The sequence below is a fragment of the Halomarina rubra genome (assembly GCF_023699475.1).
In the GTDB taxonomy this organism is placed as follows: Archaea; Halobacteriota; Halobacteria; order Halobacteriales; family Haloarculaceae; genus Halomarina; species Halomarina rubra.
Genome location: NZ_JALXFV010000008.1, coordinates 227,442 through 246,488 on the forward strand (window position 1 = coordinate 227,442; position 19,047 = coordinate 246,488).

Annotated in this window: 20 protein-coding genes and 1 tRNA gene; 14 read left to right on the forward strand and 7 right to left on the reverse strand. The window is 68.9% G+C overall.

Annotated elements, in window-relative coordinates; translation table 11 throughout:
• On the reverse strand, positions 1–1,101 hold a 1,101-nt coding region (locus tag M1L36_RS16015; protein WP_250874746.1), incomplete at its 3' end, for a hydroxymethylglutaryl-CoA reductase.
• A gap of 216 nt (positions 1,102–1,317) precedes the next feature.
• A complete protein-coding gene (locus tag M1L36_RS16020) occupies positions 1,318–1,845 on the reverse strand; it encodes a GNAT family N-acetyltransferase (protein ID WP_250874747.1) in 528 nt (175 codons plus the stop codon).
• A 104-nt stretch (positions 1,846–1,949) separates the two neighbouring features.
• Between M1L36_RS16020 and M1L36_RS16025 the strand changes: the two genes are divergently transcribed.
• The 7 genes from M1L36_RS16025 (at position 1,950) to nadC (ending at position 9,412) form a co-directional block, all read left to right on the forward strand.
• The gene (locus tag M1L36_RS16025) at positions 1,950–2,825 is read left to right on the forward strand and encodes a formate/nitrite transporter family protein (protein ID WP_250874748.1); all 876 of its coding nucleotides are present in this window, start codon (positions 1,950–1,952) and stop codon (positions 2,823–2,825) included.
• Positions 2,826–2,882: 57 nt separating this feature from the next.
• Entirely contained in the window at positions 2,883–4,505 is a 1,623-nt protein-coding gene (locus tag M1L36_RS16030; protein WP_250874749.1) for an amidohydrolase, read from the forward strand.
• Positions 4,506–4,609: 104 nt separating this feature from the next.
• Entirely contained in the window at positions 4,610–5,521 is a 912-nt protein-coding gene (locus M1L36_RS16035) for a cupredoxin domain-containing protein (protein WP_250874750.1), read from the forward strand.
• Positions 5,522–5,583: 62 nt separating this feature from the next.
• Positions 5,584–5,757, forward strand: coding sequence for a DUF8143 family protein (locus M1L36_RS16040; protein WP_250874751.1), 174 nt, complete (start codon positions 5,584–5,586; stop codon positions 5,755–5,757).
• Between the two features lie 167 nt (positions 5,758–5,924).
• Positions 5,925–7,046 carry a quinolinate synthase NadA gene (gene nadA, locus M1L36_RS16045; RefSeq protein ID WP_250875582.1) on the forward strand — a complete coding sequence of 374 codons (1,122 nt, stop codon included), beginning with the start codon at positions 5,925–5,927 and terminating at the stop codon, positions 7,044–7,046.
• 1 nt (position 7,047) lies between these two features.
• On the forward strand, positions 7,048–8,610 hold the full coding sequence (locus M1L36_RS16050; RefSeq protein WP_250874752.1) for an L-aspartate oxidase: 1,563 nt from the start codon (positions 7,048–7,050) through the stop codon (positions 8,608–8,610).
• The gene (nadC, locus tag M1L36_RS16055; protein ID WP_250874753.1) at positions 8,600–9,412 is read left to right on the forward strand and encodes a carboxylating nicotinate-nucleotide diphosphorylase; all 813 of its coding nucleotides are present in this window, start codon (positions 8,600–8,602) and stop codon (positions 9,410–9,412) included. The genes M1L36_RS16050 and nadC overlap by 11 nt, the downstream gene beginning before the upstream one ends.
• Before the next feature lie 24 nt (positions 9,413–9,436).
• Here the strand turns inward: nadC and gpmI are convergent, their stop codons facing one another.
• From gpmI to M1L36_RS16070, 3 genes are all read right to left on the reverse strand, one after another.
• Entirely contained in the window at positions 9,437–10,984 is a 1,548-nt protein-coding gene (gpmI, locus tag M1L36_RS16060; RefSeq protein ID WP_250874754.1) for a 2,3-bisphosphoglycerate-independent phosphoglycerate mutase, read from the reverse strand.
• A gap of 76 nt (positions 10,985–11,060) precedes the next feature.
• Positions 11,061–11,621 carry a dihydrofolate reductase family protein gene (locus M1L36_RS16065; protein WP_250874755.1) on the reverse strand — a complete coding sequence of 187 codons (561 nt, stop codon included), beginning with the start codon at positions 11,619–11,621 and terminating at the stop codon, positions 11,061–11,063.
• Positions 11,622–11,701: 80 nt separating this feature from the next.
• Complete coding sequence (locus tag M1L36_RS16070) at positions 11,702–12,013, reverse strand: MTH1187 family thiamine-binding protein (protein WP_250874756.1); 312 nt, start codon at positions 12,011–12,013, stop codon at positions 11,702–11,704.
• Between the two features lie 123 nt (positions 12,014–12,136).
• On the opposite strand from M1L36_RS16070, the gene M1L36_RS16075 reads away from it, so the two are divergent.
• Positions 12,137–13,210: a YihY/virulence factor BrkB family protein gene (locus M1L36_RS16075; protein WP_250874757.1), complete on the forward strand. Its 1,074-nt coding sequence runs from the start codon at positions 12,137–12,139 to the stop codon at positions 13,208–13,210.
• A 208-nt stretch (positions 13,211–13,418) separates the two neighbouring features.
• Here M1L36_RS16075 and M1L36_RS16080 read toward each other — a convergent pair whose 3' ends face one another.
• On the reverse strand, positions 13,419–14,357 hold the full coding sequence (locus M1L36_RS16080) for an orotate phosphoribosyltransferase (RefSeq protein WP_250874758.1): 939 nt from the start codon (positions 14,355–14,357) through the stop codon (positions 13,419–13,421).
• Between the two features lie 367 nt (positions 14,358–14,724).
• Positions 14,725–14,795, reverse strand: a tRNA-Gly gene (locus M1L36_RS16085).
• A gap of 201 nt (positions 14,796–14,996) precedes the next feature.
• Between M1L36_RS16085 and M1L36_RS16090 the strand changes: the two genes are divergently transcribed.
• The 6 genes from M1L36_RS16090 to M1L36_RS16115 are packed head-to-tail and all read left to right on the forward strand — an operon-like array spanning position 14,997 to position 19,045.
• Complete coding sequence (locus M1L36_RS16090) at positions 14,997–15,893, forward strand: putative RNA uridine N3 methyltransferase (protein ID WP_250875583.1); 897 nt, start codon at positions 14,997–14,999, stop codon at positions 15,891–15,893.
• 4 nt (positions 15,894–15,897) lie between these two features.
• On the forward strand, positions 15,898–16,899 hold the full coding sequence (locus M1L36_RS16095) for a 50S ribosomal protein L3 (RefSeq protein ID WP_250874759.1): 1,002 nt from the start codon (positions 15,898–15,900) through the stop codon (positions 16,897–16,899).
• Complete coding sequence (gene rpl4p, locus M1L36_RS16100) at positions 16,896–17,636, forward strand: 50S ribosomal protein L4 (RefSeq protein WP_250874760.1); 741 nt, start codon at positions 16,896–16,898, stop codon at positions 17,634–17,636. Before M1L36_RS16095 ends, rpl4p begins: the two co-directional genes overlap by 4 nt.
• Positions 17,633–17,884 carry a 50S ribosomal protein L23 gene (locus M1L36_RS16105; protein WP_250874761.1) on the forward strand — a complete coding sequence of 84 codons (252 nt, stop codon included), beginning with the start codon at positions 17,633–17,635 and terminating at the stop codon, positions 17,882–17,884. The genes rpl4p and M1L36_RS16105 overlap by 4 nt, the downstream gene beginning before the upstream one ends.
• A 1-nt stretch (position 17,885) precedes the next feature.
• The gene (locus M1L36_RS16110) at positions 17,886–18,620 is read left to right on the forward strand and encodes a 50S ribosomal protein L2 (protein ID WP_250874762.1); all 735 of its coding nucleotides are present in this window, start codon (positions 17,886–17,888) and stop codon (positions 18,618–18,620) included.
• The gene (locus M1L36_RS16115) at positions 18,617–19,045 is read left to right on the forward strand and encodes a 30S ribosomal protein S19 (RefSeq protein WP_250874763.1); all 429 of its coding nucleotides are present in this window, start codon (positions 18,617–18,619) and stop codon (positions 19,043–19,045) included. The genes M1L36_RS16110 and M1L36_RS16115 overlap by 4 nt, the downstream gene beginning before the upstream one ends.
• Positions 19,046–19,047 lie beyond the last annotated feature (2 nt).

The following is a 19,047-nucleotide window of genomic DNA, read 5'->3' on the forward strand; positions in this document are numbered from 1 at the left end:
GACCACGTCGAGTCCCTCGGCCTGCGAGGGGAGTTTCGTCCCGCCGCCGACCGTCCCGAGTTCGAGCGAGGCGAGCGTGACGCTCGCGTACAGCGACTCGTTCCCCTCGTCGTCGGTCCGGACGTCGGCGGTCGTAATGACGTTCGACCCCTCGACGACCTGCGCGGGGTCCTGACCGGTCGCGAGGAACGCCGCGGCGACGACGTTGGCGGCCTGCGCGTTGAACCCGAGCGACCCGGCCTTCGCCGACCCGACGTGGTTCTTCCGGGTGTTGGCCTCCGCGATGGCCGCCGGCGTGGTCTTGAGGACCGCCTCGACGGTCTCGGCGGGAATCTCGACATCCGCCGACACCGTCCGGCCGCGCCCCTCGACGGCGTTGATGGCGGCGGGTTTCTTGTCCGTACAGAGGTTTCCGGACAGCGCGACGAGCGAGGCGGGCGTCTCCGCCTCGACGACCTCACACGCCTCCTGCGTGCCGATGGTCGCCATGTTCATCCCCATCGCGTCCTTCGAGTCGAAACCGAACCGGAGGAAGACGTTGTCGCCGACGACGTACGGCGTGACCTCGACGACCTCGCCGTGGCTCGTGGTGGACTCGGCGGCCGCGCGAAGCGTCTCCTCGTTCTCGCGAACCCACGAGACGACCTCGCTGGCCTCGGCCACGTCCGCGACCCGGAAGACGGGCGCACGGGTCATCTTCGACTTGAGGACGCGGGCGGTCGCCCCGCCGCTCTCGCGAATCGTCGCACAGCCGCGGTTGACCGAGGCGAGCAAGGCCCCTTCGGTGGTCGCCAGCGGCAGGTAGTGCTCGTCGGTCGCCGCCTCGCCGTCGAGATGGACGGGGCCGACGACGCCGACCGGAACCTGCACCGCGCCGGTCATGTTCTCGATGTTCGTTCCGCTGGCGTCGGCGGCATCGAACGAGTAGTCGCCGACCGTCGAGAGCGTCGCGTCCGTCTCGCGTTCGAGCAGGAGGCGACGGGCCATCGCCGCGGTGTCGGCGTCGGTGTGCTCTTCGAGTTCGTACAGTCGGAGTTCGCCCTCCTGGACGCGGGTCGCGAGCGTCGCCGCGAGTTCCTCGTCGGCGTCGGCAGCGGTCATACGCGGGCGTCGGCCGGGGGGACGCTAAGGATTCGGATTCCGGGCAGGGGTTCGTCGGTACCGTTCTACGAGACTCTTGGTCTGCGACCACCTCGAACCACGCGCGTCTACTGATTCGCCACCTACCGCGGGCGGACTGAAAGCCCCGAGTCGTGAGTCTCGGGGCTTTCGAGGTGTTCGCAACGCTACCGTTCTCCGGACAGATACACCCACCTTCTAGCGCCACTCGCGGGCCAGCAACCCGAACCGGTGGACGTCACAGAACTCGCCGTTGGCGAAGCGCTCCTCGCGGTGGACGCCCTCCTCGGTGAACCCGAGCGACCGGACGAGCGCCATCGACGCCTCGTTGAACGAGAAGACGTTCGCCGCGACCTTGTGGTAGCCGTGCTGGTCGAACGCCCACTCGAACAGCAGTTCGCTGGCGGCGCGTGCGTACCCTCGACCCTGCGCCTCGGGGGTTATCCAGACGCCGTAGGTGGCGACGGTGCCCTGGAACCCCTCCTCGCGGAGCGTGACGAGGCCGACGTAGCCGCCCTCGGCGTGGACGACGAACGCGGTGTTGTCGTCGTTGCCGAGCCACTCGACGAACTCGTCGACGGCGTCGGCGTCGGTGGGACCGGTCGGGCCGCCACCGGGGATGCGGACGTCGGGGTGGTTCATGTCGCGGGCGATGGCGTCGTGGTCCTCCTCGGCGACGGGTCGCAGGTCGACGCGACCGTCGCTGGCGAACAGCGGGCCGGGCATGGGTCGAGGTTCGACCGAACGGGTGATGAACGGTTCGGCGACTCGCGGCCGCACGGGCAAGAACAGGGTTCATACCCTGCCCCCGAGTAGACGACGGAAACCGGATGTCAGACCAGGACCCCCCGCCCGACAACAAGCGCCACGCCTCGGCGACGGACGCCCGGAAGTTCGTGGGCGTGTTCGAACAGCAGGTCGAGAGCGCCGTCCGCGAGATGCGGCGCTCGACGCCGGCGCTCGCGTTCTCGGGAATCACGGCGGGGCTGGGAGTCAGCTTCGGTGCGCTGTTCATGGCGATGACGCTGACCTACAGCGGCGGGTTCGACTCGAAACTCGTCCAGCAGTTCGCGCTGGCGAACGCCTCCGCCGTCGGGTTCGTCGTCGTCATGCTCGGCCAGACGGAGCTGTTCACCGCCCACACGACGATGGCGTGGCTACCGGTGTTCTCGGGGGACGCCGCGCTCTCGGACCTCGGGCGACTGTGGGGCGTCGTCTACGTCGCGAACCTCGTGGGCTGTGGCGCGTTCGCGGCGCTGGTCGCGGTGCTCGGCCCCGCGATGGGCATCGTCGACCCGAGCGCGTTCGGGACGATGGCCGAGGCGCTGGTGCCGTACCCGTGGTGGACCGTCGTCCTGAGCGGCGTGGTCGCCGGGTGGCTGATGGGGCTGGTGACGTGGCTCGCGTCGGCGAGTCGCGACACCGTCGGCGAGGTGCTCGTCGTCTGGATCGTCACCGCCGGCATCGGCTTCGGCCCGTTCCACCACGCGCTGTTGGGGACGACCGAAGTGCTCGGCGCGCTGTTGCTCGGTCAGGGCGTGACGGTGCTCGACTTCGGCCACTTCCTCCTGTGGACGACGGTGGGGAACGTCCTCGGCGGGACGGTGTTCGTCGCCCTGCTCAACTACGGGCAGATCGCGTTCGGCGACACTCCCGAGGACGTCGACGTCGCACCCACCGAGGATACCGACGGAACCGAGGTCTGAGTCGGTCGCCGCGACCGGAGCGGCTACGCTTTTGTCGCCTCCCCGCGCCCACCCGGTATGACCGCACCCGCGGACCTCGTCGTGACGAACGCCGAGGTCCACACGCTCGCGTCGCCCGACGAGACCCATGAGGCGCTCGCGGTTCGCGACGGCGAGGTCGTCCGCGTCGGCGACGCCTACGAGATGCAGTTCCTCGTCGGGGCCGACACCGAGGTGCTCGACTGCGAGGGCCGCGTCGTCCTCCCGGGGTTCGTCGACGCCCACACCCACCTCCCGATGGTGGGCCGTCGTCTCGTCCACGCCGACCTCTCGACGGCCGACTCGCCCGCCGACGCCGTCGACCTGCTCGCCGAACGGGCCGCCGAGACCGACGACTCGGCCGACGACGACACCCCCGAAAGGGTGACCGACGACCCGGCCACCGAGTGGGTCCAGGGGTTCGGCTACGACGAGAGCGTCTGGGCGGAGTCGCGCTACCTCACCCGCGCGGACCTCGACGCGGTGAGCGAGACCCGTCCCGTCGTCGCCTTCCGCGAGGACATGCACACGGCGGGGCTGAACTCCGTCGCGCTCGACCGACTGGCCGAGTCGATGCCCGAGGCCGACGTCCAGCGCGAAGGTGGCGACCCGACGGGCGTCGTCGTCGAGGAGGCCGTCGACGCGGTCTGGGACACTGTCGACCCGGACGTCGGCGAGATGCGGTCGCTCGTCCGGGCGGCCCGTGACTTCGCGCACGCCCACGGCGTAACGGGAGTCCACGACATGGTCCGTAACAGCGAGGCCCCGCGCGTCTACCGGGAACTCGACGCCGCCGGCGACCTGGACCTCCGGGTCCGCGTCAACTACTGGACCGACCACCTCGACTCGCTCGTCGACCTCGGGGCGCGGACGAACCACGGCAGCGAGTTCGTCCGGACGGGCGGCGTCAAGAGCTTCACCGACGGCAGTTTCGGCGGCCGGACCGCGAAGCTCTCGGAACCGTACGCCGACGCGCCCGAGCGTGAGGGCGACGACCCGAGTGACGCCGCGGACGCGACCGGCCAGTGGGTCGTCACCCCCGACGAACTGGAGGCGTACGTCGAGCGGGCCGACGCCGCCGACCTGCAGTTCACCGCCCACGCCATCGGTGACGAGGCGATTCGGGCGGTGCTCGACGCGTACGCCGGCACGTCGGCCCCGGCGGAACTGCGCCACCGCGTCGAGCACGCCGAACTGCTCAGCGACGACCTGATAGCGCGGTTCGCGGAACTGGGCGTCGTCGCGTCGGTCCAGCCGAACTTCCTGAAGTGGGCGCGCGAGGGCGGCCTCTACGACGAGCGCCTCGGCGTCGACCGGGCGCGCTCGACCAACCGCTACCGCGACCTGCTCGACGCGGGCGTCCCCCTCGCGTTCGGGAGTGACTGCATGCCGCTCGGCCCGCTGTTCGGTGTCCAGCAGGCCGTCACCGCACCCGCGGACGGCCAGCGCCTCTCCGTCACCGAGGCGCTCCGAGCCTACACCAGCGGCGCGGCGTACGCCGGGTTCGACGAGGACCGTCTCGGCACCCTGACCGTCGGCAAGCGAGCGGACCTCGTCGTCCTCGACGAGTCGCCGTGGACGGTCGCTCCCGAGGCTATCGGCGACGTTTCGGTCACCCACACCGTCGTCGACGGCCGCGTCGTCGCGCGGTTCGAGGACTGACCGCGACGAACCCTCCCGGAACGGGACCGGTCCGTGAAATTGTCCGTTTCTCGTGAGTCGGCGGCCATAACTATCAGACGGCAGTCAGAACTGTCTCGCCGCACATGAGGCCTATCGAAGTGGACGAGGAGAAGGTCGGGCGGGACGGCCCGGCGGACGACTGGAGCGTCCAGCGCCGACGGCTCTTACAGGCGGCCGGTGCCGCCGCGGCGCTCACCGCGCTCGGTGGGACCGCGAGCGCGGCCGGCGGAGACGACGAGAAGGAGGGGAAGGGCTACGGAAAGGGTGGGAAGTACGGTCGTCCTCGGCGCGGGAAACGCGCCATCGACCCGAACCTCGGCTACGTCGCGCTGACGCCCGACGAGCGACTCCCCGTCGAACCGGACCACGAGGTCCAGATTCTCATCAATCCGCCGAGCGACCCGGAGAACCCGATTCCGGAGTTCTACTACCAGCCGACCGGACTCGCCGTGGACGTCGGCGACGTCGTCGCGTTCCGGTACGTGACACCAGGGCACACGGTGTCGTCGTACCACCCGTACGCGGGCCGCCAACTGCGCGTCCCCGAACGCGAGGACGGGGGACTCGCGTTCTTCTCGTCGCCGTACCTCGGGGCAGGGGCGACGTGGCTGTACTGCTTCGACCGGCCGGGGGTCTACGACTACTACTGCGCACCGCACGAGATATTCGGCCACGTCGGGCGCATCGTCGTGGGCGAGGCGACCGAGACGCCGCCCGTCCCGGACCCGTGTGCACCCCCCGAACCGCCCGAACCACCGGAGACGGAGGAGGGGACCACCGAGAACGGTGAGGGTGGCGACGACGGCGACGGTGGTGCGGGTGGCGAACCCGAACTCCGGCCGCCGGCGTTCACCGCCGCGATCGTCCTTCGCGACGAGGCGCTCGACCCGCAGAACATCGTCGACGAGGGCGCGGTGCTGTGGGAGGACGTCGCTCCCGAGAACAAGCAACTGTTCGTCCAGGTGGTCCCGCCGGAGGTCTGTTCGGTCGAGTGAGACTCCCGACACGTCCCAGGAATCGCCACAACGACTAACAGGTCGCTGAACCGACCCGAAGCATGGTCTCGCTCCAGATCGGTTCGGTGTTCGTCCTCGTCTTCCTCGCGCTGGCGGTGCTCGCACCCGTCGCCCTCTACGCGCTCGTCCGCTCCGAACACGACCAGCGGTCGGCGATGTCCCGGAGCGACGGCGAACGTGTCGCTCGACGGGACTCACGGGACGAACGTCGCTGAAGCGTTACTCTCTCGTCCCCCTACCGACGATTCCGACGTCGTTTAGCGACGCGTGTCTTCTATCGCCTTTCGTTCGTGTCCCACTCGTTAGAGCACTACTCTGAAGAAAAAATTTATTCACTAGGCGGATTTGGTGTGTTTTCAACGAGGAGTACCAGATGCCGAAGATGGAAACTGCGGGCTTCGAGACGGACCTCAGCCTGTTCAAATACGACAGCCTCGAACAGCTACCGGCCGCCTACCGCGGGTTGACCGAGGACGAACGGACCGAGCGCATCGCCGCCGCGCGCGAGACGCTGGGCGACGACGTGGTCGTGCTGGGCCACAACTACCAGCGCCGCGAACTCGTGGAGGCCGCCGACTTCGTCGGCGACTCCTACCAGTTGAGCGTCGAGGCGGCGAACGCCGACGCGAAGTACGTCGTCTTCTGCGGGGTGACGTTCATGGCCGAGTCGGCGGACGTCATCACCGACGACGACCAGACCGTCATCCTGCCGTCGATGGAGGCGTCGTGCCCGATGGCCGGGATGGCCGAGGCGTTGCAGGTCGACTCGGCGTGGGAAGCCATCGAGGCCGCGACGGGCGATCGCACCGTGATCCCCATCACGTACATGAACAGCTACGCCGACCTGAAGGCGTTCTGCGCCGAGCAGGGGGGACTGGTCTGTACCTCCTCGAACGCCGCCGACGCGTTCGAGTGGGCGTTCGAGCGCGGCGACGTCGTGCTGTTCCTCCCCGACAAACACCTCGGGGAGAACACCGCCTACGACATGGGCATCGCCGACCGTACGGTCGAGTGGGACCCGTGGGCCCCCGACCACGACGCCGACGCCGTCGCGGACGCCGACGTGGTGCTCTGGGACGGCTACTGCCAGGTCCACGAACGGTTCCGCGTCGAGCACGTCGAGCAGGTCCGGGGCGAGCACTCCGAGGCGAACGTCGTCGTCCACCCCGAGTGTCGCCGCGAGGTGTGTGCCGCGGCGGACGTCGTCGGGTCGACGGCGACCATCTGCGAGACCGTCGCCGCGGCCGATCCCGGCGAGACGTGGGCCATCGGCACCGAGATTCACCTCGCGCGCCACCTCGCGCGCTGGCACCCCGAGGTGAACGTCGTACCGCTGTGTGGCGACGCCTGCATGGACTGCAACGCGATGCGCCAGGTCGACCCCAACTACCTGACGTGGGTGCTCGAAGAGCTCGCCGCGGGTCGAGAGCGCAACGTCGTCGAAGTCGCGCCCGACGAGAAGCGCCTGGCGAAGCTCGCGCTCGACCGCATGCTGGAGGTCTGAGATGCGGCAGATGGAGACCGACGTCCTCGTCGTCGGCAGCGGTATCGCGGGCTGTTCGGCCGCGCTCGCCGCCGCACGCGCGGGCGCGTCCGTGACCGTCGCGACGAAGGCGACCGCCCCCGAGGAGAGTGCCTCGTGGTGGGCGCAGGGCGGTATCGCCGTGACCGGCGACGACCCCGAGACGTTCGTCGAGGACATCGTCGCCGCCAGCGACGGGGCGGCCGACCGGGCGGCGGTCGAGTCGCTCGTCGCCGACGCCCGTGGGGTGGTCGAGGACGTATTGATTCGGACGCTCGACGTGCCATTCGACACGTCCGAGGGGCGCGAGACGGGGCGAACCGTCACGGGTCCCGACACCGACGGCTCCGCCACCGCGACGACTACCGACGACTACCACCTCACGCGGGAGGCGGCCCACTCCGAGCGACGCATCCTCCACGTCGACGCCTCGACCGGGAGACACCTCCTCGGACCGTTCCTCGCTCACCTCGACGAGCGCGACGACGTGACGCTCCAGGCGGACACGATGGCGCTCGACCTCCTCACCGCCGAGGGCCGCGTCCACGGCGCGTTGCTCGAACGCGACGGCGACCTCGCACACTGCTTCGCGGGGGCGACCGTGCTCGCGACCGGCGGCATCGGGGCGTGTTACGGCCGCTCGACGAACCCCGACGCGGCGACCGGCGACGGCGTAGCGATGGCCGCGCTCGCGGGCGCGGAGACGCGAGACCTGGAGTACGTCCAGTTCCACCCGACGGCGTACGCCGGTGAGGGGAGCGAGGACACGTTCCTCCTCAGCGAGGCCGTCCGTGGTGAGGGTGCCGTCCTCCGGAACGCCCGCGACGAGCGGTTCATGCCCGACTACCACGCCGACGCCGACCTCGCGCCGCGTGACGTCGTCGCCCGCGCCGTCGCCACCGAACGCGAGCGGACCGGCGACGTTCGCCTCGACGTGAGCGACCTCGACTTCGACGAGGAGTTCCCGGACCTCGCGGCGCTCTGTGAGGAGCACGACGTCGACTGGGCAGACGGGATTCCGGTCGGTCCCGTCGAGCACTTCCTCTGTGGCGGGGTCGCCGTCGACCACGAGGGGCGAACGAGTCTCGACCGCCTGTTTGCGGTCGGCGAGTGCGCCCGGACGGGCGTCCACGGCGCGAACAGACTCGCCTCGACGAGCCTCCTCGAAGGGCTCGTCTGGGGGTTGCGCGCCGGTGAGGCGGCGACGGGACACGACCCCGAACCGGTCGACGCGCCGCTGCCCGACGACAGCGACCCCGCCCTGCCGCCGGGGTTCTGTACGGACAAGCGCCGCCGTCTCCAGCGCGTGATGGACGAACACGTCGGTCTCGAACGCGACGCCGACGGACTTCGCCGTGCTCGTGGTGCGCTCCGTCGCCTGAAAGGTGAGGTCGACGCTTACACCCGCACTCGAACTGCACGCGACCTCTACGAACTCCGGAACGCGTCCGTTACGGGGTTGCTCGTCGCCCGAGCGGCCGCCGAGAACACCGAGTCGCGAGGCTGTCACTACCTGACGACCGCCCCCGAGGTCGATGCTGACTGACGCACAGGTCGAGTCGTGGCTGGTCGAGGACCTCGGCCACCACGACGTGACCAACCAGGTGCCCGGCGAGACGACCGGTCGCCTCGTCGCGAAGGAGGCGGGCGTCGTCGCGGGACTCGACGCCGCCGAGCGCGTGTTCGACTACCTCGACATCGGGTTCGAGACGCTCGTGGTGGACGGCGAACGTGTCGATGGTGGGGACAGCGTGTTCCGTGTCGAAGGGCCAGCGCGCGAGATACTCCGCGGCGAGCGCGTGGCGGTCAACGTCGTCGGCCACGCCTCGGGCGTCGCCACCCGGACTCGCCAGGCCGTCGACGCGGCCCGCGAAGTCAGCGACACGGTTCGCATCGCCTGCACCCGCAAGACGACGCCCGGACTCCGCGGTATCGAGAAGCGTGCCGTCGTCGCCGGCGGCGGCGACACCCACCGCCTGGACCTCTCGCACATGGTGATGGTGAAGGACAACCACGTCGCCGAGATGGGGCTAGAGGGTGCTGTCGACCACTTCCGAGAGCGCGTCTCGTTCACGACGAAAGTGGAGGTAGAGGTCGAGCGCCCCGACGACGCCCCCCGGGCGGCCGAGGCCGGCGCGGACGTCGTCCTGCTCGACAACCTCCCACCCGAGGCGGTCGAACGCGGCGTCGAGGCGCTCCCCGAAGGCGTGCTGGCCGAGGCCTCGGGCGGCATCACGCTCGCGGACGTCCCCGCCTACGCGTCGACGGGCGTCGACGTGATCTCGATGGGGTCGCTGACCCACAGCGCGCCCGCACTCGACTTCTCGTTCCGGACCGGCGGGGTCTGACGGCTCCCTCGGAACGCTCCGTCCTCACTCCAGCAGCGACTTTCCGGTCATCGACGCAGGCTGGTCGACAGCCATCAGTTCGAGCAGCGTCGGCGAGAGTGCGGCGAGACCGGCGTCCTCGCGAAGCGAGTAGCCGCCGTCGCTCGGTTCGCCCGCGTCGTTGGGCGTGAGGAGGACGACCGGGACCGGGTTGAGCGTGTGGGCGGTGTGGGGGTCCTCGGGGGTGCCCATGTCGTCGGCGTTGCCGTGGTCGGCGGTGAGAATCACGTTCGCGCCGGCGGCGAGCAGCGCGGGGACGAGACGACCGACCTGTTCGTCGACGGCTTCGCAGGCCGCCGTCGCGGCGTCGAAGTCGCCGGTGTGGCCCACCATGTCAGCGTTCGCGTAGTTGAGCACGAGCAGGTCGGGGTCCGACTCCTCGACCATCGCCAGCGCGGCGTCGGTGACCTCGGGAGCGCTCATCGCCGGCGTCTCCTCGTAGGTGGGGACGTCGGGACTCGGGACGATGTCGCGCACCTCGCCGTCGAACTCCACCTCGCGCCCGCCGTTGAGGAAGTAGGTGACGTGAGCGTACTTCTCCGTCTCGGCGAGGCGACCCTGCGTCCAGCCCCGGTTCGCGACCACCTCTCCCAGCGTGTCCTCGGGTTGGCGCGGCGGGAAGGCGACCGGCAGGTCGAACGTCTCGTCGTACTCCGTCATCGTCACCAGTCGCGTCTCGGGGGGGTCGGTGTCGAACGACCACTCTGGACGGACGTCCGCGAGCATGCGCACGAGTTGACGAGCGCGGTCGGCCCGGAAGTTGACGAAGACGACTGCATCGCCCGATTCGAGGACAGGACCGTCCTCCACGAGCGTCGGTTCGACGAACTCGTCGGTGTCGCCACGCTCGTAGGACGCTTCGACGGCGGCGACGGCGCTGTCGGCCTCGTGTGGGGCCTCGCGCCCGACGATGGCGTCGTACGCGCGCTTCGTCCGCTCCCAGTTCTGGTCGCGGTCCATCGCGTAGTACCGGCCCGTGACGGTCGCGACGTGACCGGTCCCGGCGTCCTCGGCGACGGTTTCGAGTTCTCGCAGGTAGCCTGCGCCACCCTTCGGGGCGGTGTCTCGCCCGTCGGTGAACGCGTGGGTGACGGCCTCCACGCCGGCGTCCGCTGCGGCCCGAAGTAGCGCGTGGAGGTGCGTCTGCATCGAGTGGACACCGCCGTCGCTGACGAGCCCCACGAAGTGGACGCGGCCGTCGTGGTCGCGGGCGTAGTCGAACGCGCTGGCGATGGTCTCGTTCGCGCCGAGTCCGTCCCCCGCGACGGCCGCGTCGATTCGCGTCGCGTCCTGCTCGACGACCCGCCCCGCACCGATGGTGAGATGGCCGACCTCGCTGTTCCCCATCTGTCCCTCGGGGAGGCCGACCCACTCGCCGTGGGTTTCGAGCGTGCCGAACGCGCCGCGTTCGCGGTAGTCGTCGACGGTCGGCGTGTCGGCGGCGGCGACGGCGTCCCGGCCGCCGTCGTCGGGGCCGCGTTCGTCTCCCGTGCCGAGTCCCCAGCCGTCGAGGATGACGAGGGCTGCTCTCATTGGGTGAGTGGACTCCACGGGTGGTAAAGAGCGTTCGGAGGTCGCTCCTGCTGCGGGACCGGTCGCCCGGCCACCGTCACTCGTCGGCGTGTCGTACCTCGTAGGTCAGCACCGCGAACTCGTCGCCCTGTGGTTCCGCACTCACCAGTTTCAGCGGTGGGTCGGTGATTCGCCGCGGGAGCAGTGGTGCCCCCGACCCGAGCGTGACGGGCGCGACGGTGAGCAGCACCTCGTCGAGCAGGCCCTCGTCGTGGAACTGACCGACGAGGTCACCGCCACCGACGAGCCAGACGTTCTCGCCTCTGGCGGCCGCGACCATTTCCGCGTGGACCGGGGCGACGTCGCCCTCTACGAAGGTGACGTCCGCGCCCTCGACGACCGGTAGCGCTCGGGTGGTGAACACCCACGTCGGAACCTCGTACGGCCACTCCCCCGGGTTCTCCCGAAGCTGCTCGTGGTCGACGACCCACTCGTAGGTCGTCGATCCCATCGCCAGGGCACCGACCTGGTCGAAGAACTCTGCGTAGCCGTCGGCGGCCTCCTCGCCGTCACCGAACTGGAACAGCCAGTCGAGGGAGTGCTCCTCGTCGGCGATGTAGCCGTCGATGCTCGTCGCCGTGTAGTACTGGGTCGTCATCTGCGCTCTCACCGTTCGGGACGCGTCTCGACCGAATAAGGCTGCGTACCGGGGCCCCGAACGCAGTCGTGGTCGGACGTTCAGCGCTCCTTTCTCGCCTCGTGGCCGAGGTGTCGCTCGACGGCGTCGACCTTCTCGCTGGCGCGCTGGTCGCTTGTGCGCTTGTCGTCCACCTTCAGGAACGTGCTCACCCGGTCGCCGTCGACGGCGGTGTGGGCGGCCTTCACCGCGTCGAGCAGTTCGTCGATGCTGTCGGCTTCGATGGTGGTCCCCATCGGCGTCGTCTCGTAGGCGACGTCGAAGTCGTCGAGCGCGGCGACGGCCTTCGCCACCTCCTCGCCCATCGACTGTTCGGTGACCGGCGCGACGCTGAGGAATCCGATGACGGTCATGGTCGGTCCGGGGTTCGAGGGGCCGGGTCGAAAGCGTGGCGGTGGCACGTGCCTGGCGGCCGGCCACGTTCCGTTCGCCGCGGGGGCCTGCGGTTATTTGCTGGCCGGTTGCGTCGGGGGCGTATGGGCGGCGTCTCAGAGACAATCGAGCGACACGAGGGGCGACTGGCACGGACCGAGGAGGTGCTCCGGGCCATCGTGCGCGAGGCGCGCGCGGAGAAACTCACGTTCATGGCCGGCTCTATCGCCTACCACGCGTTCGTCTCGCTCCTTCCGGCGCTCGTGTTGCTCGTCGCCGTCTCCTCGACGATCGGGCTCTCGCTCCAGCGGGGCGTCGAGTCGCTCACCAAGGCGTTGCTGACCGAGGACGTCTCGAAACTCCTGCTCGAAGAGATCTCGGCCTCGAACCAGTCTGCAGGGCTCTCGTTGATCGGACTCGCGGTGTTGCTGTGGGGGAGCCTGCGCATCTTCCGGGGGTTGGACACCGCGTTCTCGGACATCTACGAGTCCGAGGCCGCCAACACGTTCGCCGACCAGTTGACCGACGGCGCGCTCGTCCTCGGGACGTTCGCGGCGGCTATCGTCGCCGCCATCTACGTCGGGACGCGCTTTCCCATCACCGGGAGCGGCCCCGCCGTCGCCCTCGTCGGCGGCGTCGTCACCGTCGGCTTCCTCACCGTCGCGTTCCTGCCGATGTACTACGTCTTCCCCGACGCCGACGTGAGTGTCGCCGAGGTGCTTCCGGGCGTCGTCGTCGCCTCAATCGGCCTGACGCTGTTCGCCACGCTGTTCAAGCTGTACGTCTCGGTGTCCGGAAAGGGTGACACCCAGAGCCTCGTCGCCGTCGTCGTCCTCCTGTTGACGTGGCTCTACTTCAGCAGCCTCGTGCTCCTGCTCGGCGTCGCGGTCAACGCCGTCCTGTCGAACCGCTCGCGGGACGTGAGCATCGACCCCGTCATCGGCGGCGTTCCACGCGGTGAGCGTCGAAAGCTCGCCACCCGGGAGGAGCTCGTCGCGGAGCTGGAGGAGTTGGCGAACAAGCTCGACGCCGACCCCGAGTCGTTCGTCGCCTACGTCGACGACGAGGAGGTGTCGCTCCACCCGCCACAGGCCATCACCGTCGACTCGGACCCGGACTTCGGATTCGGCGACGGTTCGGTCGCACTGGAGTTGCGCTGGACGCCTCGGGAGGAGTAGGGAGGTTCGGAGTGAGCGGAGCGAGCGAGAACCGCGAACGGAACGGCGAACGAAGTGTGCCGTGAAGGAGTAGCGAGGCGCGAGCGCTAGCGAGGGCCTCGAAAACCGAACTGGGGGGTGCGGGACCTCCGGTCTCGTAGGAAGCCGACGGCGAGCCCACCGGCGACGGAGCGACCCGTGAGGAGTAGCGTGGTTCGGCGTAGCCGCCCTACCGGAACATACCGGCGGTCTGAGTGACCGTGTCGACGCCCTTCGAGGCGACGTGGCGGCCCGCGGTCCTCAGGAACGACCGCGGGTTCTCCGCGAACCTGACGAGGTAGGAGTCGTAGCCGTACTCGTCTGCAGCTTCGCCGGGGGGAATCGTCTGGTTCGTGTCGAAGCAGTACACCGGCTTTCCGGCCTCCCGTGCGATGACGACCGCCTGCTGTTCGGAGCTCTCGATGAAGATGTCCGCACCCACCCGGTCGTACACCTCCGCTTTGTACTCGCCGTGGCCTCCCTGCTCGTCTCTGGCCGCCTTGTTCGGGAGGTCCCACATCACGAGTTCGTCGTACTCGACGCCGTGCTCGGCCAGCCACTGCTCGGTCTCCGGGCGGTACTGCTCCAGCCGGCAGGTGACGAGCCACCCGACGCGCTCGTCGGGAATCAGCCGTGGCTCGACGCTTCGGAGGAACTCCCGGTAGCGCGGTCCGTCGTCGTTCTCCTCGGGCGTCGGGTCGCGACACAACACGCCGTCGATGTCGACGCAGGCGTTCCCGAGTCGCGTCGGGTGGAGCGCCCGCCACTCGAACGCACACGGCGTGGCGATTCGGTCGACCCAGAGGTCGGGGAGGGTCTCGACCCCGTCGCCGACGTAGACGGCACCCGTCAGCACCTCGACACCGTCGTCCTCGGTGACGGGCGACTCCGGGACGCCGTCGAGGAGCGCGTCGGTGAGCGCCAGCACTGTCGCACCCGACTCGACGCTTCCCGTCCGGAGCGTCCCGTCGTCGAGACGCAACACGGGCCGGCCCGTCGTCTGGTGCAGCAGGTCGGCGGCGAGGACACCGCCACGCGAGATACCGACCACCGCATCGACGTCGCGCGGTAGGTCCCACGCCATCCGACGCACGTCTGCGTTCAGGTCCGCGACGCTCCGATAGTCCATCGTCCACTCACTCGACATCGTCCCTCATAAATTCACCGTCCAGAGAATGAATAAGGTTCGTGAACGGATATGTGACAAACTGTGACGTAGGGAGGCCGCAGTACGGTGGTTCCACTCGACACGACTGTTCTGTGAGTGGGACGTTACTGGATTTCGTCAGTACGGACGGCCGGCCGACTCGTCGGGCGGTCGGGGGGAGCAGTGACACCGTTGCAGGGTGCTACTGAGTGGGGCCACCGAGACGCGTCGACCGGGAGTCGACCGACGGTCGCTCGTTCGTGTTCGCTCCTCGTACCGGGTCCGAGCACCGAACTCGTGACAGAGCGTGCGCCGAGATGAGACTCGGCGCGGAGTGTCACGACAAAGATGCACTGACTGGGATTTGAACCCAGGTTGTGACCATGGCAAGGTCACGTGATACCACTACACTATCAGTGCTTGTCTGCATCCATTTCTGGGGGAGGGTAGAATAAAAACCCACCGAAGTGACCCGCCCAGTGACTACCGCTCTCATGTGACTCTCTCCCACCGAAAACCGTCGTGCGGGAGCCTCACAGGGCCGTAGGGAAACGCTACCCTTTTAGGACCGCAATGGATACGAGTGCAATAGTCTCGTGTACAGCGAGGAAGCGCATCGGCATGACACGCACCGTACTCGTGCCGTCGTCGCTGGTTCGAGAGTCCCGTGACAAACGGGAGGCGACCCGAAAGCTCGGGTACGTCGCCCGTGCGGCCACGGTCTTTCGAATCGACCGCCTGCTCGTCTATCCGGACCCGGATGGCGAGCGGCGTTGGGACGACGGGTTCGTTCGCACCGTGCTGGCCTACGCGGCCACACCCCCGTACCTCCGAAAGGAGGCGTGGGGACGGCGGGACGAACTGGAGTGCGTCGGCGTGCTGCCGCCGCTCCGCGCTGTCGCGCAGACCGGCTCCGAATCTGACGGTTCGGGGTCGTTAAGACAAGGAATCGTGACCGAGGTCGGACCTGACGGGCGCGTTCGGGTCAATTGCGGACTGCAACACCCAGTCTCCCTCGTCGTACCGCCACAGATGGCGGTCGAAGAGGGGGAACGCGTGACCATCAGGGTCTCTTCGCGACGGCCGCTCCGGGCCCGCATCGTCGACGAGCCTCTCACAGGGCTCTCGGTGTGGGGCGAGGAGCTGGACACGGCACTGTCCCGGGACGACGCCGGCGTTACAATCGCCGCGTCGCGCCACGGGGAGGAACTCGACGTCGCACGGCTGGGCGAACTCGCCCCACGTGTGCGCGACGGGTTCACCGTAGTGTTCGGCTCACCGGAACGCGGCCTCCCGGAGATTCTTGGTGTCCACCCGCCGCGGGTGGACCCACGCGACGAGCAGTGGTCGCCCGAAAGCGACCACGAGTCCCCGGGGGACGACCCCGACGGGACGCGGTCTCACGAACCGGCAGCCCGGTTCGACCTCTGGTTGAACACGGTTCCGCACCAGGGCAGCGAGGTGGTCCGAACGGAGGAGGCTCTGTTCGCCACGCTCGCCTGCCTCAACCTGAGGTAAACAAATGCCACAACCAAGCAGACCACGCAAAGGCTCGATGGGCTTCGGCCCGCGTGTCCGTGCGTCCAGCGAGGTGCCGCGTCTCAAGACGTGGCCCGAGGACGACGGACAGCCTGGGCTTCAGGGCTTCGCCGGCTACAAGGCCGGCATGTCCCACGTCGTGATGGTCAACGACGAACCCAACTCCCCCCGAGAGGGGCAGGAGCAGACCGTCCCCGTGACGGTCGTCGAGACGCCGCCCATGCGCGCGGTGGCGCTCCGAGCCTACGAGGACACGCCGTACGGCCTGCGACCGATGACGGAGGTCTGGACCGACGAGTTCCACGAGGACCTCGCGCGGACCATCGACCTCCCCGAATCCGCAGGTCAGGAACAGCTCATTCACGACGCGCTCGAATCCGGCGACCTGGGCGACGTGCGTCTCATCACGCACACCGTCCCCTCCGCCACGAGCGTGCCGAAGAAGAAACCCGACGTGATGGAGACGCGAGTCGGCGGTGGCTCGCTGGGCGAGCGCGTGGAGTTCGCACTCGACCTCATCGCCGATGGCGGCGAGCACTCGGTCTCGGACGTGTTCCGAGCCGGTGAGTTCACCGACATCGCCGGTGTCACGAAGGGCAAGGGCACCCAGGGCCCGGTCAAGCGCTGGGGCGTCCAGAAGCGCAAGGGGAAACACGCACGTCAGGGGTGGCGCCGTCGTATCGGCAACCTCGGTCCGTGGAACCCCTCGCGTGTGCGCTCGACGGTCCCCCAGCAGGGGCAGACCGGCTACCACCAGCGCACCGAACTGAACAAGCGTCTCATCGCCCTCGGCGACGAGGACGTCACCCCGGAGGGTGGCTTCGTCAACTACGGCGAGGTCGACGGCGAGTACGCACTCGTCAAGGGGTCGGTTCCGGGTCCCAACAAGCGTCTCGTGCGCTTCCGCCCGGCCGTCCGCCCGTCCGAGAAACCGCGCCTCGACCCCGAGGTGCGCTACGTCTCCACGGAGAGTAACCAAGGATGACACGAGTGTACGACCTGGAGGGCGAGGAAGCGGGGGAGGTCGACCTCCCCGAGGTCTTCGAGACGGTCTACCGTCCGGACCTCATCCAGCGCAGCGTCCGCGCCGCCCAGGCCAACCGCAAGCAGGACTACGGTGCCGACCCCCTCGCGGGGATGCGCACCCCGGCCGAATCGTTCGGTAGCGGTCGCGGCATGGCCCACGTCCCCCGGCAGAACGGACAGGGTCGCCGCGTCCCGCAGACGGTCGGTGGCCGCAAGGCTCACCCGCCGAAGGCGGAGAAGGACCGCACCGAGAAGGTGAACAAGAAGGAGCGACAGCTCGCCGTCCGCTCGGCGCTCGCCGCCACGACGGACTCCGAACTCGTGACCGAACGCGGTCACCAGTTCGACGCTGACTCGCTCCCGCTCGTCGTCGAAGACGAGTTCGAAGACCTCGTGAAGACGAAGGAGGTCGTCGCGCTGCTGGAGTCGCTCGGCGTCTACGCCGACGTCCAGCGCGCGGACGAGGGCAAGAAGGTCAAAGGCGGGCGCGGGACGACCCGTGGCCGCAAGTACCGCCGCCCGAGTTCCATCCTCTTCGTCACGACCGGCGAGCCGTCGAAGGCCGCCCGCAACCTCGCGGGCGTCACGGTCGCCACCGCACGGGAGGTCAACGCGGAGGACCTCGCCCCCGGTGGTCAGGCCGGTCGCCTGACGGTGTTCACGGAGTCCGCGATCGAGGAGGTAGCTGACCGATGAGCATCATCAAGTACCCGAACGTCACGGAGAAGGCCATGAACGACATGGACTTCGAGAACAAGCTCCAGTTCGTCGTCGACGCCGACGCCACGAAGCCGGAGATCCGTGACGCACTGGAAGCACAGTTCGACGTCTCCATCGACAGCGTGAACACGCAGGTCACGCCGAAAGGGAACAAGAAGGCCACCGTGCGTCTGTCCGACGACGACGACGCACAGGAGGTCGCCTCGCGTATCGGGGTGTTCTGAGATGGGACGACGAATCCAGGGCCAGCGACGTGGCCGCGGGACGCCGACGTTCCGTGCACCGAGCCACCGCTACAAGGCCAACCTCGACCACCGAACCGTCGAGACGGACGTCGTGAGCGGCGAGGTCGTGGGCATCGAACACGACCCCGCACGCAGCGCGCCCGTCGCGGCCGTCGAGTTCGAGGACGGCGACCAGCGCCTCGTCCTCGCACCCGAGGGAATCGCGGTCGGCGACGGCATCCAGGTGGGTGTCTCCGCCGAGATCGCGCCCGGGAACACGCTCCCGCTGCGCGAGATTCCGGAAGGTGTCCCGGTGTGTAACGTCGAGCGACAGGCCGGCGACGGTGGGAAGTTCGCGCGTTCGTCCGGTGTGAGCGCGACGCTGCTCACCCACGACCGCAAGGCCGCCATCGTACAGCTACCGAGCGGCGAGATCCGCCGCCTCAGCCCGGACTGCCGGGCGACTATCGGCGTCGTCGCCGGTGGGGGACGGACGGAGAAGCCGTTCGTCAAAGCCGGGAACAAACACCACAAGATGCGTGCCCGCGGGACGAAGTGGCCGCGCGTGCGTGGTGTGGCGATGAACGCCGTCGACCACCCGTTCGGTGGTGGCGGCCGCCAGCACCCCGGTCGACCGAAGAGCGTCTCCCGCGACGCGCCGCCGGGCCGGAAGGTCGGTGACATCGCGTCCCGCCGGACGGGCCGTGGCGGCAAAGGAGGGCGAGACAAGAAATGAGCACGGACTACCAGCTCGGCCGCGACAAGGACGAAGAGTTCACCTACCGCGGCCACACACTGGAGGAGCTCCGAGAGATGGACCTCGAGGAGTTCGCGGAACTGCTGCCCGCACGCAAGCGGCGAAGTATCGAGCGCGGCCTGACCGAGGAGCAGCAGAAGCTGCTCGAGAAGGCCGACAAGCGCGACGCCGAGACGTCGGCGAACAACCCGCTGCGAACGCACCTGCGCGACATGCCCGTCGTGCCCGCGTTCGTCGGCAAGACGTTCGCCGTCTACAGCGGCCAGGAGTTCGAGCGCGTCGACGTAGAGCCCGAGATGCTCGGGCACTACCTCGGCGAGTTCGTCCTCACGCGCTCGTCGGTCACGCACGGCCAGGCGGGTATCGGGGCGACGCGCTCTTCGAAGTTCGTCCCCCTCAAGTGACA